Source organism: Streptococcus sp. HMSC076C09, from assembly GCF_001837905.1.
Classification (GTDB): Bacteria; Bacillota; Bacilli; order Lactobacillales; family Streptococcaceae; genus Streptococcus; species Streptococcus parasanguinis_I.
Genome location: NZ_KV834606.1, coordinates 122,368 through 142,030 on the forward strand (window position 1 = coordinate 122,368; position 19,663 = coordinate 142,030).

Annotated in this window: 20 protein-coding genes and 1 pseudogene; 20 read left to right on the forward strand and 1 reads right to left on the reverse strand. The window is 41.5% G+C overall.

Going from position 1 to position 19,663, the window contains the following annotated elements; all coding sequences use genetic code 11:
* Both HMPREF2704_RS00625 and HMPREF2704_RS00630 read left to right on the forward strand, forming a co-directional pair.
* The coding region (locus HMPREF2704_RS00625; RefSeq protein WP_256318000.1) for an ABC transporter ATP-binding protein at nt 1-640 on the forward strand (640 nt) is incomplete at its 5' end.
* On the forward strand, nt 633-2,636 hold the full coding sequence (locus HMPREF2704_RS00630) for an FtsX-like permease family protein (RefSeq protein WP_070845368.1): 2,004 nt from the start codon (nt 633-635) through the stop codon (nt 2,634-2,636). The genes HMPREF2704_RS00625 and HMPREF2704_RS00630, both read left to right, overlap by 8 nt.
* Nucleotides 2,637-3,026: 390 nt before the next feature.
* Here the strand turns inward: HMPREF2704_RS00630 and HMPREF2704_RS00635 are convergent, their stop codons facing one another.
* Nucleotides 3,027-4,991, reverse strand: coding sequence for a peptide ABC transporter substrate-binding protein (locus HMPREF2704_RS00635; protein ID WP_070845371.1), 1,965 nt, complete (start codon nt 4,989-4,991; stop codon nt 3,027-3,029).
* A gap of 257 nt (nt 4,992-5,248) precedes the next feature.
* On the opposite strand from HMPREF2704_RS00635, the gene HMPREF2704_RS00640 reads away from it, so the two are divergent.
* The 18 genes and pseudogenes from HMPREF2704_RS00640 to HMPREF2704_RS00720 all read left to right on the forward strand — a co-directional run bounded on the left by HMPREF2704_RS00640 (nt 5,249) and on the right by HMPREF2704_RS00720 (nt 19,390).
* Nucleotides 5,249-5,569: a PadR family transcriptional regulator gene (locus HMPREF2704_RS00640; protein ID WP_070845373.1), complete on the forward strand. Its 321-nt coding sequence runs from the start codon at nt 5,249-5,251 to the stop codon at nt 5,567-5,569.
* Nucleotides 5,570-5,571: 2 nt separating this feature from the next.
* A complete protein-coding gene (locus HMPREF2704_RS00645; RefSeq protein WP_070845375.1) occupies nt 5,572-6,402 on the forward strand; it encodes a hypothetical protein in 831 nt (276 codons plus the stop codon).
* A gap of 233 nt (nt 6,403-6,635) precedes the next feature.
* A pseudogene (locus HMPREF2704_RS00650) lies at nt 6,636-8,027 on the forward strand (APC family permease).
* Between the two features lie 105 nt (nt 8,028-8,132).
* A complete protein-coding gene (locus tag HMPREF2704_RS00655) occupies nt 8,133-8,369 on the forward strand; it encodes a DUF2829 domain-containing protein (RefSeq protein WP_000141913.1) in 237 nt (78 codons plus the stop codon).
* Nucleotides 8,362-9,060, forward strand: coding sequence for a 3-oxoacyl-ACP reductase (locus HMPREF2704_RS00660; RefSeq protein ID WP_070845377.1), 699 nt, complete (start codon nt 8,362-8,364; stop codon nt 9,058-9,060). Before HMPREF2704_RS00655 ends, HMPREF2704_RS00660 begins: the two co-directional genes overlap by 8 nt.
* 208 nt (nt 9,061-9,268) lie before the next feature.
* On the forward strand, nt 9,269-9,928 hold the full coding sequence (locus tag HMPREF2704_RS00665) for an ABC transporter ATP-binding protein (protein WP_024055043.1): 660 nt from the start codon (nt 9,269-9,271) through the stop codon (nt 9,926-9,928).
* Between the two features lie 4 nt (nt 9,929-9,932).
* On the forward strand, nt 9,933-10,616 hold the full coding sequence (locus tag HMPREF2704_RS11450; protein WP_241767345.1) for an ABC transporter permease: 684 nt from the start codon (nt 9,933-9,935) through the stop codon (nt 10,614-10,616).
* Between the two features lie 47 nt (nt 10,617-10,663).
* Nucleotides 10,664-11,134: an ABC transporter permease gene (locus HMPREF2704_RS11455; RefSeq protein ID WP_241767346.1), complete on the forward strand. Its 471-nt coding sequence runs from the start codon at nt 10,664-10,666 to the stop codon at nt 11,132-11,134.
* Between the two features lie 99 nt (nt 11,135-11,233).
* On the forward strand, nt 11,234-11,734 hold the full coding sequence (locus HMPREF2704_RS00675; protein ID WP_070845379.1) for an NUDIX hydrolase: 501 nt from the start codon (nt 11,234-11,236) through the stop codon (nt 11,732-11,734).
* A complete protein-coding gene (locus HMPREF2704_RS00680) occupies nt 11,712-12,614 on the forward strand; it encodes a putative PEP-binding protein (RefSeq protein WP_070845381.1) in 903 nt (300 codons plus the stop codon). The genes HMPREF2704_RS00675 and HMPREF2704_RS00680 overlap by 23 nt, the downstream gene beginning before the upstream one ends.
* A complete protein-coding gene (locus HMPREF2704_RS00685) occupies nt 12,556-12,996 on the forward strand; it encodes an ASCH domain-containing protein (protein WP_070845383.1) in 441 nt (146 codons plus the stop codon). Before HMPREF2704_RS00680 ends, HMPREF2704_RS00685 begins: the two co-directional genes overlap by 59 nt.
* A gap of 103 nt (nt 12,997-13,099) precedes the next feature.
* Nucleotides 13,100-14,479, forward strand: a complete 1,380-nt coding sequence (gene glmU, locus HMPREF2704_RS00690) for a bifunctional UDP-N-acetylglucosamine diphosphorylase/glucosamine-1-phosphate N-acetyltransferase GlmU (protein WP_049491613.1) — start codon at nt 13,100-13,102, stop codon at nt 14,477-14,479.
* A 9-nt stretch (nt 14,480-14,488) separates the two neighbouring features.
* Entirely contained in the window at nt 14,489-15,034 is a 546-nt protein-coding gene (locus HMPREF2704_RS00695; protein WP_003006238.1) for an NUDIX hydrolase, read from the forward strand.
* 11 nt (nt 15,035-15,045) lie between these two features.
* The gene (macP, locus tag HMPREF2704_RS00700; RefSeq protein WP_003006241.1) at nt 15,046-15,381 is read left to right on the forward strand and encodes a cell wall synthase accessory phosphoprotein MacP; all 336 of its coding nucleotides are present in this window, start codon (nt 15,046-15,048) and stop codon (nt 15,379-15,381) included.
* A 24-nt stretch (nt 15,382-15,405) separates the two neighbouring features.
* Nucleotides 15,406-16,098, forward strand: a complete 693-nt coding sequence (locus tag HMPREF2704_RS00705) for a 5'-methylthioadenosine/adenosylhomocysteine nucleosidase (RefSeq protein ID WP_070845386.1) — start codon at nt 15,406-15,408, stop codon at nt 16,096-16,098.
* Nucleotides 16,099-16,119: 21 nt separating this feature from the next.
* Complete coding sequence (locus HMPREF2704_RS00710; RefSeq protein ID WP_070845389.1) at nt 16,120-16,428, forward strand: YjgN family protein; 309 nt, start codon at nt 16,120-16,122, stop codon at nt 16,426-16,428.
* Between the two features lie 104 nt (nt 16,429-16,532).
* Entirely contained in the window at nt 16,533-17,156 is a 624-nt protein-coding gene (nth, locus tag HMPREF2704_RS00715) for an endonuclease III (protein WP_021152845.1), read from the forward strand.
* A gap of 266 nt (nt 17,157-17,422) precedes the next feature.
* A complete protein-coding gene (locus tag HMPREF2704_RS00720; protein ID WP_070845391.1) occupies nt 17,423-19,390 on the forward strand; it encodes a peptide ABC transporter substrate-binding protein in 1,968 nt (655 codons plus the stop codon).
* The last annotated feature ends 273 nt before the right edge of the window (nt 19,391-19,663 follow it).

Genomic DNA, 19,663 nt, shown 5'->3' on the forward strand with positions numbered 1-19,663 from the left:
ATCAGGATCCGGGAAATCGACCCTCCTCAACATCTTGGCCATGCTGGACCAGCCGACGGAAGGACGGGTCTACCTAAATAGCATAGATACCTCCACCATCAAGAACAAGGATGCGTCCAGCTTCCGTCGGGAAAAACTAGGCTTCGTCTTTCAAGATTTCAACCTGCTCGACACCTTGTCTGTCAAGGACAATATCCTCTTGCCATTGGTCCTCTCTCGCAGACCAGTCAAGGAAATGATGAGCAAGGTCGACACTGTCAGCCGGGAGTTGGGCATTCACCAGCTCTTAGAAAAATACCCTTACGAAATCTCTGGTGGTCAAAAGCAACGGGTGGCCGTAGCGCGGGCCATCATCACCTCACCAGAAATCCTCCTGGCTGATGAGCCAACAGGGGCGCTGGATTCTAAGTCTTCAGCTGCTTTGCTGGACGTCTTTGAAGATATCAATAACATGGGCCAAACCATTCTCATGGTAACCCACTCAACCGCAGCGGCAGCTCGGGCCAAGCGCGTGCTCTTTATCAAGGATGGGATTCTCTATAACCAGATCTTCCGCGGAGAAAAGACAGAGCGTCAGATGTTCCAAGAAATTTCAGATACCTTGACGGTCATGGCGGGAAAGGAGGATCATGATGTTTAAATTAACGAGTAAATTAGCTCTTTCCAACCTCAAACAAAATCGTAAGCTCTATTACCCTTTCGCTATAGCCGTTATTTTAACGACCATGATCCTCTATAGCTTTATCGCCCTGGCAACGACCCCTCACTTAGAGGCTTCTTACGGAGGACGAACGGCGAGATATGTCCTTGGTTTTGGTTGTTTCGTCGTCCAGCTGGTCGTCATCATTTTGGTAACTTATGCCAATGGCTATGTCATGAAAAATCGTTCCAAAGAACTGGGACTCTACAGTGTTCTGGGGATGGAGAAGAAGCACCTCCTCGTCATGACCTTATGGGAATTGCTTATCTTCTATATCCTCACAGTTGGCGCGGGACTGGGTTTGGGACTCTTATTTGATCCCTTGATTTTTGCCTTACTCCTAAAATGTATGGGTCTACCAGTCGTCATTCAATCAACCTTCCAGATAGGGGCTGTTCTTAACACTTTACTTGGGTTAGCCTTAGCTTTTGGCCTCATTCTCTTGTTGAATTCTTTACGCCTTTTGCGCTACAGTTCCCTCCACCTCATGCAACAAAAGAAAGCAGGAGAGAAGAAGGGAAGATTCTTGCTGGTCCAAACTCTGTTAGGTCTAGGTCTCTTAGGAATTGCTTTCTATTTGGCGCTCACTGTTGAGCGTCCAGTTGCGGCCGTCCAAAGATTCTTTATTGCTGTCATCTTGGTCATTCTGGCGACTTATCTCTTATTCAACGCAGGATCGATTACCTTCTTAAGAATTCTTAAAGGTCGGAAACCCTACTATTACAAGCCGGAGAATTTTATCTCTGTTTCCAACTTAATAGCTCGGATGCGAAAAAATGCAGCGGGTCTTGCGACCATTAGTATTCTTTCCACCATGGTCTTGGTCACCTTAACCGGGTCGCTCAATCTCTTTATTGGAGGGCAGAATTACCTAGATACTATGTACCCTTCGGACTACAATTTTAGTGTGGGACATATGCCTTCAGATGCTGAAACAGAACCGGTTATTGAGGAGGTTCAAGCTATTATTCAGAAAACAGCCGATGCGACACATCTGTCAGATTATCAGGTGGCACAGACAACATACTGGTCGGCTGAAATTCGAAAGATTGATGGAAGGATCTTAGAGGTGTATGACCAGTCCGATCAAGAAACTGGTCAGGAATTGAAGACAGAAGGAGTAGTCTACTTTTTTGATCAGGCGACTTATGAGCAACTGACCGGTCAAAAAGTTGAGCTTGGGGAAAATGAAATCCTAGCCTATGGGTATCAATATCCTGGAAGATTAGACGCGCAATTAGAAATCAATGGGAAGACCTTTACGATTAAAGAAAAACTAGACTCCAATTTTATCCAAGGAAAACTCCCTCAAGCCGACCTGTTTCAACACCAAATGGGCTTGTATCTTGTCCTCCCTGACTTGAACCAACTGGGACTAAAAATTGATAAAAATTTGGAATTCTCTATTAGTGCTAAAAATAAAGAAAACCAAGATTTTATAGCTGGAATGGCCAAAGAGCTTAATTCGACAGACAAAATGAGTCAATATGGTGCGACTTTGTTTGGTGGGGTTGATCGATACAGCATGGAGAAGGAGTGGCGTGAATCAGCAGGGACAATCCTCTTTATTGGGATTTTCCTATCGGTGATCTTTCTATTGTCTACGGTACTCGTCATTTACTACAAGCAGATTTCAGAGGGCTATGAGGACCGGGATAATTTTGTGATCTTGCAACAAGTAGGGTTGGACCAAAAGCAAACGGCCACCACCATTCGCAAACAGATTCTCACTGTCTTTTTCCTTCCTTTATTCTTCTCCTTCCTCTACCTAGGAGTGGCCTACAAGATGATTGCAAAGATCGTTGCCCTCTTAGGAGCAACCAATGCGGGCTTGGTCCTTCAAACGACTCTTTCTATCTGCGCTGTCTTTTTCATCTCCTATATTCTCGTCTTTCTTCTGACTTCTAGAAGTTATCGGAAGATTGTCGTGCGATAGCGTTTGATACGATGGAAGCTTAAGAAAATAGGTGAAAAAGAGATCACTTGGGACACTTTTTTAACCAAAAAAACCGAGGATATGATTCTCGGTGTTACAGATTGAGGACAAAGCTCCCCTTGAAACTTTCCTTAGGTGAGTACGGACGTCAGCGAACATCGAAGAAGTTCCATGACTTAGTTTTGGACCTAAGGTTCCAAAACTCCCGAGTGCTAGAAACACAATTGTTTCTAGCACTTTTCTCACGGCGGAAAGTTTCAGTGTATGCTTGAATGGGCATAATAGTATGTATTATCTTAATTGTTTCTACATCAGTTAGCTTATTCTATGTAAAAAAAATCTGTAAACATTAAAAAACACCGAGGTTCAACCTCGGTGTTTTTATCGTGATTATTTCACGTGTTTTGCAAGTTCTTCTTGCGCTTTTTTGTTTGATTCTTCTTTTTCTTTCAACCAATTCTTATAAGCTTTTTCGTAGTCAGCAGTTGTGACTGTCTTGTCTTGCACTTTTTGGTATTTGAAGAAGCTTGTTTCACCTTTAATACCAATTGCAGAGTTTGCTGCTGAGAATGGCGTCACCTTCGTGATAGATGGAACTCCACCCTTAGAGTAGATTGGAAGAACAATGGCGTTTTCTGTCAACCAAGCTTGGGCAGCAGCGTATTTTTCATAACGTGCATTGGTATCCAATTTTTCAGCATTGGCAGCATCCAACAATTCTTTGTATTGGTTCAAACCAATTTTTTCGATGAGCGCTTGGTCTTTCTTAGGATCAAGTCCCATACCAGTCAAGGTTGAACCATCTGTTGGGTTCAAGATATCCAAGTAAGTAGATGGGTCTTGGAAGTCAGGTCCCCAACCAGTGATATCCATATCAAAGTCTTTTTGCTCTGGTGATTGGGCAAAGTAAGTAGCGTTATCTGCATCGTCTGTAGACAATTTTTGTACATCGATTACGACATTGTCTTTACCAAGAGCTGCTTCGATTGAGCTCTTCATAGAGTCTGCTTGTTGGACAAGAGCATTAGAAGATTGGTCCACAACATAGTCGATATGGATTGGGAATTGAACACCTTGTGATTGCAATTCAGCCTTCGCTTTTTCAAGTTCCGCTTTGGCTTTATCCGCATTATGCAAGCTATCTTGAGCATCTGCGAAGCTAACACCTTTCCACTCATCTCCTGTTGCGGCAAGTTTTTCTTCAACGAGAGTACCGAAGTCTTTCCCGTCTGCTTGCACAAATGTAGGTGGAACTAGAAGTGTACGAAGAGTTCTTGATGCTCCCTCTTTACCATTAGCTTGTGCACTGTATGAAGTTCTATCCAAAGCAAAGTTCAAAGCTTGACGGAAGTTTTTGTTTTGAAGGGCTGTCTTCGTGTTGTTCTTTTGCTCATCAGATGTCTTCTTCGTATGGCCGTAATTTTGACGGTTGACGTTGAAGTAAGCGTAGTAGACAGTAGAATCTTGTTGAGAATAAACGATGTTATCCTTGAATTTCTTCTGAATTGTGCTGTAAGTTGAGCTTGTTGGGAAGAGACGAGCAGAAGTTAAGTTACCGTCTGAAAAGTTACGAGCAAGATAGTCTTGGTCTGATCCATCGAAGTAAGTCAATTTAACCGTATCGATGTGAACATTTTTCTTGTCGTAGTAATCAGGGTTTTTATCCAATTCGATTTGTGATTTTGAAGTGAATGATTTCAAAATGTATGGACCATTGTAGAGGATACCATTTGGTTTCACGCTACCAAAGTCTTTCCCAGCTGATTCCAAGAATTTTGCATTAACTGGCATCATGGTAGCAGTCGTCAATTTAGAATTCCAGAAAGATTCAGGTTGGTTCAAAGTATATTGAAGAGTGTGATCATCAACAGCTTTTACCCCAACGGTTGAGAAGTCTTTGGTTTTCCCGTTTACATAGTCATCCAAACCTTTGACTGAGTTTTGAACCAAGTAAAGTGCATCAGATTTTTTATCTGCTACATATTTCAGAGATGTCACGAAATCTTTTGCAGTGACGTCAGCGTATTCATTTCCTTCTGAATCATACCACTTCGCGTCTTTTCGAAGCTTGTAGGTATAAGTCAGACCGTCTTTTGAAACAGACCAGTCCTCAGCAAGAGCAGGCACTAGGTTACCGTATTGGTCGTTTTCAAACAAACCATCGACCAAGTTGGTAGTAATGTCGCTTGTAGTTGCACGGTTTGAAGTCAAATAGTTCAAGGTATCAGGGTCAGAACTATACACGTAGTTGTAGGTTGTCCCTTTTGACGCATTAGAAGATGAGCCACATGCAGCAAGGAAAAGCGTTGAAGCCGCGGCGACACCTGCTAAAAGAGCAAGCTTCGATTTTTTCATATTCGTGTCTCCTTTTGAATAATTTTAATTATTATACTCCAATCAATCTATAAAATAAAGTGTTTTTTGAACTTTTTTGTATATTTACACACCAGTATACAGTGAAAGCCTTGATTTTAAAGGATTTTTAAGGAATAAAATTTTTTTAAAAAAGTTACTATTTTGCTTTACATACTAGTTAAGAAAGAGTATACTGATAGTAAATAAACTAGTATGTAAAACAAACTAGTGCATATGTGAAGAAAGAGGTGAGAAGGATGAAGGAGTCCCAATTACTAAAGGGAGTCTTGGAGGGCTGTGTACTGGAGATTATTTCTAAAAAGGCTATCTATGGCTATGAATTGATCCAAAGTCTCAAAGAGATGGGATTTGATAAGATTGTTGCTGGGACCATTTATCCCCTGCTTCAAAAATTAGAAAAACAAGGGGTTATTCATGGGGAAATGAGGCCGTCTCCAGATGGTCCTGATCGCAAGTATTTTTCACTCAGTGATGCTGGAAGAGAGCGCTTAGAGGAATTTTGGGACCAGTGGCAGGAGCTGGTCACAAAAGTAGAACGTATCAAGAAGGAGGGATAAGCATGAAATCAGCAATGTATTTTGAAGAAACGCAGGCCTTGATGAAAACTTTTAGCCAAGAGGATCAAGTTTATTTCCAAGATCTCTGGGATTATTTCAATCTTGCAGGTTTCTTATATGAGGAGAAAGCCTTAAGAGAGCAGGTCTATAATCTAGCACTTGACTTTTCGCAAGCAGGAGCGGATGGCCTCACGGCAAAGGATTATTTTGGCCTTGATCCAAAGGGAATGGCAGACCAAATCATCGAAAATATGCCCAAAGAATCGACACGGTCTGTTTTGAAATATGGGGCTATCTTTTCAGGTATTGTGATTTTTTATCGCCTCTTAAGTGATTTTGCTTCTCAAGCGGTCCTTGTGCTCAAACCTCTAGTCTATTTGACCGACATCATTTTGGGACTCCTAGCTGTTGGGATGATCTTCTATCTCCTTCGTCGCCTCATTTTTGCGGAAGAAAAAGCGAAAAAAGCAATTTATGTAGCCTTTGTTCTAGTTCTAGGATTCTATTTTGTCGGTGAAATAGTGGGCGTCCGCTTCTTGCCGGCTCTTGCTTGGATTGTAGTCCCTAGTCCTTGGGATGCCCTTCTCATGACAGGGGCTAGCGGAGCTCTCATTCTTTGGCAATGGAAAGAAGAGTTTGGACGAGCTTTCATCTTTCCTATCATCGCATTTTTAGTGGTTGGATTCTTACATCGCTGGACCTTGGCACAAGGAGTTCAGAATCTTGGTATGACGGTTCTTCTGCCCACAGTGATCATCGTCTTTGGGTTGGTTATTTATTATTGGTTTACGATTCGTGCTTTGAAAAAGAATAGGACGGAAAGTGATAAATAGAAAGAAAAGGGGGGCTGGGACAAAAGTCCTAGCCTCTCAATTGTTTTTGGATTGTCGAGCAAGACGCAGTGGTTGATTGGTATCTTTGTTCGCTTTTTAAGCTCCAAAGATGACCTACTCAACTGTGCGGAGGTGGGACGACGAAATCGAATTCTGACGAATTACCGATTTCTGTCCCACTCTCTTTCTTGTTCAAGTATGATAGAATAAACTCATTAGATGGGAGAATATACATGAATCTATTTTGAAAAAAGGGACTTGGGCAAGTACACCCGGGTCTAAATCGCCATTTACGATTGTGGGATTTGATTATTTTAGGAATTGGTGCCATGGTGGGGACAGGGATCTTCACGATTACGGGAACTGCAGCAGCGAATTTAGCTGGTCCAGCCCTCATTATTTCGATTGTGATTGCGGCTTTTTGCGTCGGCTTATCTGCCCTTTTCTTTGCTGAATTTGCGTCTCGCATCCCTTCAACTGGTGGGGCCTATAGTTACCTCTATGCCATCTTTGGAGAGTTTCCAGCCTGGATAGCCGGTTGGTTGACCGTGATGGAATTTATGACAGCTGTATCAGGGGTGGCTTCAGGTTGGGCCGCGTATTTCAAGGGCTTGTTGGCCAATCTTGGCTGGAGTCTGCCGACGGCTTTAAACGGGACTTTTGATCCAGCTAAGGGAACTTATGTGGATCTCTTGCCTATTTTGGTTATGGTCCTCGTCACAGCCTTAGTCCTTATGAATGCAAAAGCGGTTTTACGCTTTAATTCCTTGCTGGTCTTACTCAAGTTCTCCGCTCTTGCCTTGTTTATTCTTGTGGGGATTTTTCACCTAAATCCTGGCAACTGGGAAAACTTTGCTCCGTATGGATTTGGCGAAATCTATGGTGGTCAGACAGGGATTATGGCTGGAGCTTCGCTCATGTTCTTTGCCTTTCTTGGTTTTGAGTCCATTTCAATGGCGGTCGACGAAATCAAGGAACCACAAAAGAACGTCCCTCGCGGGATTGTCCTCAGTCTTTTGATCACAACCGTTCTTTATATCTTGGTTACCCTGGTTTTGACTGGCATGGTTCCTTTTAAGAACTTAAATGTAGAAGACGCGGTTGCCTTTGCCCTTCGTCAGGTTGGCGCCGGCTGGGCTGGAAATTATGTATCGCTGGTAGCGATTTTGACCCTGATTACCGTCTGCATTTCCATGACCTTTGCCCTTTCACGGATGATATACAGTTTGGCGCGGGATGGGCTCTTGCCAAAAGCTATGAAACAGCTCGATCCAAAAACCAGAATTCCCAAAAATGCAACACTAGTAGCTGGATCGATGGCATCCATTGCTGGTGGAGTCTTCCCGCTAGCCAGTATCGCTTCCTTCTTAAATATCTGTACCTTGGCTTACCTGGTTATGTTGGCCTTTGCTCTCTTGAAATTGCGCAAGGAACACGGGGCACCTGGACCAGGTGAATTTAAAACACCCTTGGTTCCGGTCTTGCCAATCCTATCGATTGTGGTCTGTCTGTCCTTTATGACCCAGTATTCCCTATCGACCTGGCTGGCCTTCGGAGTTGCTCTCCTGATCGGGGTCGGAATTTATTTCGGCTATGGCTATCGCCATTCAGAAGAAAATCAATAAAAGATGAAAGCTAGAGTAGAAGAACTCTGGCTTTTTACATAGAGAAAGCTCTTTTTTTGGTATAATAAAGGGAGTAAGTTAACTAGATAACAAAGGAGAAAAAACATGACATTTGAAGAGATTTTACCAGGCTTAAAGGCCAAGAAAAAATACGTACGTACGGGCTGGGGTGGAGCAGAAAACTACGTCCAACTTTTTGATACCATTGAGCAAAATGGGGTGGCTCTGGAAGTGACACCTTATTTCCTCATTAACGTGTCTGGTGAAGGGGAAGGCTTTTCTATGTGGAGTCCAACTCCTTGTGACGTCCTAGCGACAGATTGGGTGGAAGTCCATGACTAGACGTGTATTGATCACGGGAGTGAGTTCCGGGATTGGTTTGGCTCAAGCTCGCCTCTTTCTAGAAAAGGGCTACCAGGTCTATGGGGTGGACCAGGGAGCGGATCCCCAGTTGACGGGTGATTTTCACTTCTTGCAGCGGGACTTGACCCTGGATTTGGCGCCGATTTTTGACTGGTGTCCAGAGGTCGATGTCTTGTGCAATACGGCTGGGGTCTTGGATGACTACAAACCGCTCCTTGAGCAAAGCGCTCAAGAGATTCAGGAGATCTTTGAGATCAACTATGTGACTCCGGTGGAGCTGACGCGGTATTATCTGACTCAAATGTTGGAGAATAAAAAAGGTATCATCATCAATATGTGCTCCATTGCTTCTAGCCTGGCAGGAGGAGGCGGTCACGCCTATACCTCGTCCAAACATGCCTTAGCTGGTTTTACCAAGCAGTTGGCGCTGGATTATGCAGAAGCTGGGGTTCAGGTCTTTGGCATCGCACCAGGAGCCGTCAAAACAGGCATGACCGCAGCAGACTTTGAACCAGGTGGCCTAGCAGACTGGGTAGCCAGTGAGACGCCGATTAAACGTTGGATAGAGCCAGAAGAAGTAGCAGAAGTCAGCATCTTTTTGGCTAGCGGAAAGGCATCTGCCATGCAAGGGCAATTCCTTACGATTGATGGTGGATGGAGTTTGAAGTAGGGAAATGAAAAAGCAGGAGTTAAAATCTTGCTAAGAAATGTAATTGTTTTTTCCTTAAAAACACAGGGATAATAACAATTATGAAGATAACTGAGGGTAAGTTCAGAAGAACTTTTTGAATGGGCTGCCTGAAACCTTAAGAGATTGTTTTAGAAGAAACGAATAGTACAATTGATTTGCTAAGTTATTGTGGAATGAAGGTGAAATCATGATTAAATTAGTGAATGTTACTAAATGTTTTAGTGATGGATCGAATGTCAGATACATTTTCAAAAATTGTAATTTTGAATTTAAAAAAGGTAGCACCACTGCAATAGTTGGCCGTTCTGGATTAGGAAAAACTACTCTTGTTAAATTAATATTAGGGATTACCAGTTTAAATGAGGGGGATATCTTAGTCTGTGGTAGTTCCATTTTAGATATGAAAAATTTGAGTAAGGTAAGGCGTAGGAATATTGGCTGTGTCTTCCAAAACTTTAATTTGATTTCAGGTTTCACGGTGAAAGAGAATATTCTACTTCCAAGATATTTTTTTGAAAATGGAGAGAATAACATTAACGAAATTTGTAACACTCTAGGTCTTTCAAAGGAAATGTTAAGTAAGAGTATTGATAAGATTAGTGGAGGTGAAAAACAAAGAGTTGCTTTGGCAAGAGCTCTTATTAATAATCCAGAAATATTGATAGCAGATGAACCTACTGGTAATTTAGACGCTGCTAACGAACAAAATATAATAGAATTGTTGAAGCGGATCAATGAGGAGTTAGGTATCACGATTATAATAGTAACTCATAGTGATAAGGTGGCGAATAGTATGCAGTCTATTTGCACAGTTGTTGATGGCAAAATTGAGTACGTAAGGAGATGATAAAATGAATCATTCCATATTATTCATTGCTAAAAGAGATTTAGAAGTTAACAAACGAAGATATAGATTAGTTCGACTGTCAATAGCGATCTCTGTTTTACTAATTGTTTTAGTGATGCTCATTTCTAATTCTTTCTATAATAAAATGATTAAAGAAATGACTGTAGCAAATAAAAATGTTGTTACTGTTGCCTTTGGTAATAAAGAAAATTCTCTGAATTATAAAGCTTTACCTTTATTTTCTAGTGATGATATTAATCGAGTTAAAAAAATAGATGAAGTAAAAAATATTACTGGTGTAAAACTATTATTTACGGATGATATCAAATTCCAAAATGGTAAGACATCGGTTTCCAATACTATCCATTGTCTAGAAGAAAAGTATTTAAAAAACCTGAATATTAGAATTGCTGAAGGGAAATTTCCAGAGAAGGACAATGAAATATTAATCGGAGATTCCGTACACAAGGCTACATCAATGAATGTCGGAGATACGGTGACTATTAAGATTGATAATCATTATGAAAAGTTTGTAATTTCTGGCATTATAGACAAGCAAGTAGCGCAGTTATTTTCTACCTTGCCAACAGAAATAAATCAAATGATGGCAATCAATGTAAAAAGTAGTAGCGTTTCATCAAATAAGTATTACTATCTGAATGCTACTGTAAAAATGGAACCGATTTAAATGAAGTAGCAAACAAGATAGAAAAGACTGTTTTAAAAAATGAAAATTTGAAACAATCTTTATCAGGAACAGGATTAGATGTTGTTGTAGCAACACAACAGGATGTTATCAATATGCTATCCAGATGGTTTTCCTACATCGACCTTTTTATCCTCTTAATCATAGTTCTTATCTCTATTGTAGCAATTATTAATATCATCAATATTCTAGCCATTACCATTCAGGAGAATCATAAACAGATCGCAACTTTTAAAATCATCGGTGCATCTGATCGACAGATAAAAAGAATATATTTATTTGAAAGCTTTATGATGGGAGTACGAGGTACAAGCGCGGGATTGGTGATAGGAATTGCTATTTCTTATTTGATCATCTTTTTGAGTGGATTACCAATAGATATTGAACTTAGTAGATTGTTGTTCCCGGTATTAATAGGGATACTCACTTCAGTTTTTGCAGGATTATTGGTATCTAGAAAAATTACTAAAATTGATATTGAAAAAGTATTAAATCAATAGAGAAGAAATGATTAGGGTCAATAAGAGATGGTGTTGCAAAAAGAATAGCTATACTGATTTCACTATCGACTGAGCTTTGAATGAAAGTAGGAGGATTTGATGGAAATCAAAAATCACTTTGGTGTGTACGGAGTCTGTCTCCAAGAGGGGAAACTGCTCTGCATTGAAAAAACTAGAGGACCTTATCAGCATCGCTTTGATCTACCGGGTGGTAGCCAGGAACTAGGGGAGGGACTGACAGAAACCCTCAAGAGAGAAGTTCTTGAAGAGACAGGCTATACGCTTAGCAGTTTTTCAAATCCTAGAATTTACGATGTGATGGTTCAAGAAGAAGGGAAAGACTTTGCTGTACACCATATCATGGTCTTTTATGATATAAAACTTGATTTCGAAGGCCCTCAAAAACCCCTTCCTCAGGAGGTTCTTGATGGGACTAATGATTCAGCAAAGGCAATTTGGTTGAATTGGGAAGAGATTACTGCCGATAATGTTTCGCCTTTAGTATTGAAGGTAAAGGCGGAGTTACGAGGATTTCCAGAATTAGACATGACAGGCTACAGAAATTGGAAGGTAAAACATGCAAAATCAACTGGCTCTTAGTGGCGAAAGAATTGTTGAAAAAATTTACTCACAACTATTTCATCATGTTGGTATGATTCGTGGCGAATATTTGGTGAGGGAGATCAGTCAAAATATACTGCTAAAAAGTTGTCAGCAATTTGTGAAAGATTATCTAGACACTATTTGTCATTTGTACTCAGATGAAGAAGTCTGGTATCGCTTTTCAGAGTTAACAAATGCAGAAGCAAATATTCTAGACGGGACTAAAGAGTATTTTGACGAACGCCACCCCTTATTTGGATATAGAGGGACTAGGCGTTTATTGGCGTGTCCAGATGAATTTCAGGCGGAGACAAATGTTGTTACAGAAGTTTTTCAAACCAAACCCAATCTGTCTGTTATTTTTCCTTTTGTCAATGATGCCGAACAATTAAAACAAGCTATTACAGTATTGCGTCAGTATGGTTTTACCGGGAAAGTCGGCACGATGATTGAATTACCATCAGCTTATTTCGACTTGGACAGGATACTGGAAACTGGTATTTCAAAGATTGTAGTGGGAATGAATGATTTGACTTCTTTTGTTTTTGCGACTGTGAGGAACAGTCAATGGCATGATATGGAAAGTCCCATTATGTTAGAAATGCTGAGACAGATGCAGGATAAAGCAAGGACGAAAAAGATAGATTTCGCCGTAGCAGGATATCTGAATGCTTTTTTCATACAAAAAATGAATCAAATGGATATCAAGTGCATTATCCATTATAATTCTATTCCAGAGATTTTTAATTTAGAGATTGACCATCCATATCATCTCAAACGCATAAAAGAAGAAAATAAAAAATTACAAAGGAGAACAAATGACACCTCAAGAAATGTGGAATGCCTACAAGAAAATCAACCCCTCTATCGGAGATGAGATAGATGCCTGGGCCTTTGGAGTGGATCCAGACCTTTTAGCGGAACTGGTCTTTAAAGGCGAAAAGACTGCAACAACTTCAGCCTATGATCTTTATGCAGTTGATAACGATCCGCTGCCACAAGAAGGAACCTTTGATATCATTTTAGATAGTCAAGATCGGGCTGTCTGCATTATCGAAATTACCAAGGTTTCCGTTCAGCCTTTTCATCAAGTGTCAGCTGATCATGCCTTCAAAGAAGGGGAAGGAGACAAATCTTTAGCCTATTGGCGTCAGGTTCATGAGGAGGTTTTCACCGAGTGGATGAGCGAGATTGGACTGACTTTTACACATGACAGCAAGGTGGTTTTAGAAGAATTTCGCAAGGTTTATCCATTATAGAACACGCTCTCCTTTTTGGAGAGTTTTTTGATCTGGTCTTATTTTCCAAAAGGGCTAAAAAATGGTATAATGTAAGCGATATTGTACAGAAAAGAGAAATGTTATGCCAAATTATGCCATTATTTTAGCAGCGGGGAAAGGTACCCGTATGAAATCAGATCTGCCTAAGGTTCTTCACAAGGTTGCAGGGATCTCAATGTTGGAGCATGTCTTCCGTAGTGTTGGAGCCATCTCACCTGAGAAGACTGTAACGGTTGTGGGCCATAAGGCGGAATTGGTGGAGCAAGTCCTAGCTGGACAAACAGAATTTGTTAAACAAACCGAACAATTGGGAACTGGTCATGCGGTAATGATGGCAGAGCCAGTCTTGGAAGGTCTTGAAGGGCATACTCTTGTCATCGCAGGTGATACTCCTTTGATTACGGGTGAAAGCCTCAAACACTTGATCGACTTTCATATCAACCACAAGAATGTAGCAACGATTTTGACAGCCGAAGCAGCTAATCCATTTGGCTATGGTCGGATTGTCCGCAATGACAATGCGGAAGTGCTTCGCATCGTCGAGCAAAAAGATGCGACAGATTTTGAAAAACAAATTAAAGAAATCAATACAGGGACTTATGTCTTTGACAATGCACGCCTCTTTGAAGCTTTGAAAAATATCAACACAAACAATGCCCAAGGTGAATACTATATCACGGATGTCATCGGTATTTTCCGCGAATCTGGTGAAAAAGTCGGGGCCTATACGCTCAAAGATTTTGATGAAAGTCTTGGGGTTAACGACCGCGTGGCCCTTGCAACAGCAGAAAGCATCATGCGTCGTCGCATTAACCAAGCCCACATGGTCAATGGGGTGAGCTTTGTCAATCCGGATGCGGCCTATATCGATGTCGATGTTGAGATCGCACCAGAAGTGCAAATCGAAGCCAATGTTACCCTGAAAGGCCATACAAAAATTGGGGCTGAGACAGTTTTAACCAATGGAACCTATATTGTGGATAGTGAAATTGGGGCAGGTGCCGTTATTACCAACTCCATGATTGAAGAGAGCACGGTAGCCGATGGCGTAACGGTAGGACCATATGCTCATATTCGCCCAGGATCTAGCCTCGCCAAAGATGTCCATATTGGAAACTTTGTCGAAGTCAAAGGTTCGTCTATTGGCGAAAATACTAAAGCAGGTCATTTGACCTACATCGGCAACTGCCAAGTCGGCAGCAACGTCAACTTTGGTGCAGGAACCATCACGGTGAATTATGATGGCCAACACAAGTTTAAAACGACAATTGGAAACAATGTCTTTGTTGGCTCAAATTCGACCATCATTGCACCAGTTGAATTGGGCGACAATTCCTTAGTCGGTGCTGGATCTACCATTACCAAGGATGTTCCAGCTGACGCGATTGCGATTGGTCGTGGTCGTCAAGTGAATAAAGAAGAGTATGCCCTTCGCTTGCCACACCATCCTAAAAATAAATAGGAGATTCTCATGCAATTTGAAGAAAAAACCATTGAGCGCAAGGAGATTTATCAGGGACCGATTTTCCAAGTGGTCACTGATCAAGTAGAACTACCCGCTGGAAAAGGCCAAGCGCAGCGTGATTTAATCTTCCATAACGGAGCAGTAGCGGTTTTGCCGATCACAGAAGATGGGAAAACGATCTTGGTCAAGCAGTACCGCAAGGCGATTGAACGGACCTCGGTGGAGATTCCAGCAGGGAAGTTAGAAAAGGGAGAAAATGCAGACCCTAAAGCGGCTGCTCTGCGCGAATTGGAAGAAGAAATTGGCTACACAGCGGATCTAGAGTTGTTGTATGATTTTTATTCAGCCATTGGATTTTGTAATGAGCGAATCAAACTTTATGGTGCGACCAACTTGAAAAAGGTGGAAAATCCACGTCCACAAGATGCGGATGAGACCTTAGAGTTATTAGAAGTGACCTTGAAGGAAGCGAAAGATTTGATCCAAACTGGCGAAATCTGTGATGCCAAAACCATCATGGCCATCCAATATTGGGACTTAATCAATAAATAGAGGAGGATCCGATGGGAAAACCTTTATTAACCGATGAAATGATTGAACGAGCAAGGCGAGGCGAGGACATCACCGGTCCTAAAATGGTCGATGCTGAAGAGACGAAAATTATTCGAACAGACCACAGGGGATTTGGCTATGAACGTCCTATGAGAGAGAGTCGTATGGAGCGTCCACAAGAGCGTTATTCTCAGGATACTGTGCAGATCCAAGTGGAGCCCACAGTGACCAAGAGTCGTCGTATTGAAGAGCGCAAACAAAGTGTGGTCCAATCCAAACTCAATAAGATTTTGTTCTGGATCATTGTGCTCCTCATTGCCTTGATCATTGCTATTTGGCGTCTATAAGGTCGTTACAAGGAGAGAAATGACATGAAAATTGGAATTATCGCAGCCATGCCCCAGGAGTTGAAGATCTTGGTTGAAGCCCTTGAAAATGGGGAAAAGCATCTGCGTCTTGGAAAAGTCTACTATACAGGATCTATTGGACGCCATGAGGTCGTTTTGGTTGAAAGTGGTATCGGAAAAGTCATGTCAGCCATGAGTGTAGCAGTCTTGGCCAACGATTTTAAGGTGGAAGCCATTATCAATACGGGTTCTGCAGGTGCCGTTGCCCCAGGGATGGCTGTTGGGGATATCGTCCTTGCGGACAAATTGGCCTATCATGATGTGGATGTGACAGCCTTTGGCTACAAGTATGGTCAAATGGCAGGTCAACCGCTTTACTTTGAATCCAGTCGCTATTTCGTATCAGAAATGAAAAAAGTTCTGGAAGAAGAAGCTGCAACCACACATGTGGGCCTGATTACAACAGGAGATAGCTTTATCGCGAGTGAAGTAAAAGTTGCAGCGATTCGGGAGCAGTTTCCAGAAGTATTGGCAGTTGAGATGGAAGGGGCAGCCATTGCCCAAGCCGCTCATGCAGCTGGACGTCCCTTCATGGTCATTCGCGCTATGAGTGATACAGCAGATCACGCGGCCAATCTCTCTTTTGATGAATTTATCGTTCAGGCTGGTGAGCGCTCTGCTCAAACCTTGATGACTTTCTTGAAGAGACTAGTATAAAAAAAGATAGGGAGATGGAACATGTATCGTGAATCGTATTTTGATGGAGGCCTATTTTCATATATTGGCCATGTTTTATTAGCAACCTTCATTACAGTCTTTACTTTCGGCATTTGTGCTCCTTGGGGCATGTGCATACTGTATAACTGGAAGATAAAGCATACGGTGATTGATGGTCGTCGTCAGTACTTTGACGGTACGGCCATGCAGTTGTTTGGAAATTGGATCAAATGGTGGTTCTTTACCATCATTACATTTGGGATCTATGTGTTCTGGTTAAATATCAAGGTCACTCAATGGATTACCAAGCATACTCATTTTATAGACTAATCGAAAAGGACTTGTCCAAGGACTAGTCCTTTTTTGAAGCCGAATCTTTCAGAAATAGGGAACTTTCATGCTATAATAAAGACAAGTAATGTAAAGGAGAGAATATGGTTTTATCAAAGAAACGGGCACGCCATGTGATTGAAGAAATTATCGCCCTCTTTCCAGATGCTAAACCGAGTCTGGATTTTCGTAATCATTTTGAATTACTAGTAGCAGTCATGCTCTCGGCTCAGACGACAGATGCAGCTGTTAACAAAGCGACACCAGGTTTGTTTGCGGCTTTTCCAACCCCGCAAGCCATGGTAGCAGCCAGTGAAGCTGATATTGCCAAGCATATTTCTAAATTAGGCCTCTATCGAAATAAGGCCAAATTTCTCAAAAAATGTGCCCAACAATTGCTAGACAACTTTGATGGGCAAGTGCCTCAGACTCGTGAAGAGTTAGAAAGTCTAGCAGGAGTAGGGCGCAAGACAGCAAATGTTGTCATGAGTGTAGGTTTTGGTATTCCAGCTTTTGCTGTCGATACCCATGTGGAGCGGATTTGTAAGCACCATGATATCGTCAAGAAATCAGCGACGCCATTGGAAGTTGAAAAGCGGGTCATGGATGTTCTGCCAAAGAGCGAATGGCTAGCTGCCCATCAAGCCATGATTTATTTTGGACGGGCCATCTGCCATCCCAAAAATCCTGAATGTGACCAGTACCCACAACTCTATCATTTTGATTAGGAATCAGTTCCTCTGCTCGAAAGAGCAGAGGTTCTTTTTTGTAATGAAACGTATATTTATTAAAAGGATTGAAAGGTGATATCTTTGTTGGATCTGGTGGTAGGTGCCTAGACTCCCCTATCCGGCTTCTTTGAGATCGAGTTCAAGATGCTTTTTCTTTATATCTTATTATATTCATTCAGAAAAAACGAACTTTTTTAAAATAAATTTGGTTTTTTTTAAGAAATAGTGTATAATGGTAGAAAATCTAACATAAGGAGATAGTGATGAAAGCAAAAAAACTGTTAGCTCTTGCAGGAGTTTCTGTTGCAGGTGCCTTTCTTTTAGCAGCATGTGGCGGTGGTAGTAGCAATCAAGCAACCTACTCATTCGTCTATTCAGCAGATCCAAATACCTTGGATTACATCGCTGCAACTCGTACAACAACTTCAGATGTCACAAGTAACCTTGTAGATGGTCTTCTTGAAAACGACCGATACGGAAACTTTGTGCCAAGTCTAGCAGAAGATTGGACTGTCTCTGAAGATGGATTAACCTATACTTACAAACTTCGTAAGGATGCCAAATGGTATACGAGTGAAGGAGAAGAATATGGTGCTGTAACGGCTCAAGACTTTGTTACAGGGATCAAACACGCGGTTGAGTCTAAATCAGAAGGTCTCTTCTTGATTCAAAATTCGATCAAAGGTTTGGATGCCTACGTAAAAGGGGAAACCAAAGACTTTAACACGGTTGGAGTGAAAGCTTTAGATGACCACACCATCCAATATACTTTGGTTCGTCCAGAAAGCTTCTGGAACTCAAAAACAACCTCAGGTGTTCTTTTCCCAGTCAATGCGGATTTCTTGAAATCTCAAGGAAAAGATTTTGGTTCTTTGAAACCTAGCAGCATCTTATACAATGGTCCGTTCTACTTGAAATCTTTGACTTCAAAATCTGAAATTGAATTAGTCAAGAACAAAGATTATTACGATGCGAAAAATGTTCATATCGACAATGTCAAATTGACCTTTAACGATGGATCAAACCCAGATTCTATCATTAAGAACTTTGAAAAAGGTCAATATTCCTTTGCATCTGTTATGCCAAACAGTTCGACTTATAAGAGTGTCAAGAAAAACTTTGGCGACAACATTGTCTACGGTTTGCAATTAGGAACATCCTACTATCTTGGATTCAACTTGGACCGTCAAAAGTATGACCACACTGCCAAAACTACGGATGAACAAAAAGCTTCTACCAAGAAAGCAATCCTGAACAAGGACTTCCGTCAAGCGGTGAACTTTGGTTTTGACCGCAAATCATATGCGGCACAAGTATCTGGATCTGATGCGGCTGAAAATACCCTTCGTAGCACTTTGGTGCCACCAACTTATGTCCAAGTCAATGGAGAAGATTTTGGTAAGGTCGTTGAAAAACAATTGGTTACCTATGGGGATCAATGGAAGGGTGTGAGCCTGGACGATGGTCAAACGAGCCTTTACAGCCCAGAAAAAGCCAAAGCTTCCTTTGCGAAAGCCAAAGCTGAATTGCAAAAACAAGGCGTTCAATTCCCAATTCATTTGGACTACATTGTTAGCCAAGTGGACAACAGCATGGTCCAACAAGCTAGCTCCTTCAAACAATCTGTAGAGTCAGCGCTTGGTGCAGACAATGTCGTTGTGGACCTTCAAAAGGTATCGGATGATGATTTCCAAAATATCACCTACTTCAGCGATACAGCGGCTGCGAGAGATTACGATATCTCAGGCGGTGGTTGGGCTCCTGACTACCAAGACCCATCGACTTACCTCGAAAGTATCAGCCCAGTAAATGGTTCTGTCTTCTACTATCTTGGTATTGATGCAGGTTCAAATAATCCAGCCATTGCAACAGTTGGTTTGGATCAATACGCTAACATGTTGAAAGACGCCGATGCTGAACTGTTGGATCAAGGAAAACGCTATGAAAAATATGCAGCAGCGCAAGCATGGTTGACAGATAGCTCGATTACGCTTCCAACTGTTTCAAATGGTGGTTCTCCAATGCTTCAACGGACCGTACCATACAGCCGTGCTGCTTCATGGGTTGGTACAAAAGGAACAGGAACCTTCTACAAATACCTTGAAATGTCTAAAGATGTTGTCACAACAAAAGACTTTAACAAGGCCAAAGAAGAATGGTTGAAGAAAAAAGCAGAATCCAATAAAAAAGCTCAAGAAGATCTCAAAGATCACATTGAGAAGAAAAAATAAATCAATCATTGTTCCATCAATGAGGATAAAAAAAGTCGGAACCTTCATGTGAGGGTTCCGGTTTTTTAGGTATCGAATGTTAGTCCATCTCGTTCTTTTAGATGAAAGATAGATCAACCACTGCATCTTGCTCGGCAATCCAAAAACAGTTAAGAGGCTAGGACTTTTGGCCCAGCCTCTTAACTATAGACGGGTGATCATCATTCTATTCACTAAATCTTAAAAAATAGCCATCTGGATCTAAAACTGCAAATTCATGAGGATAGATATAAT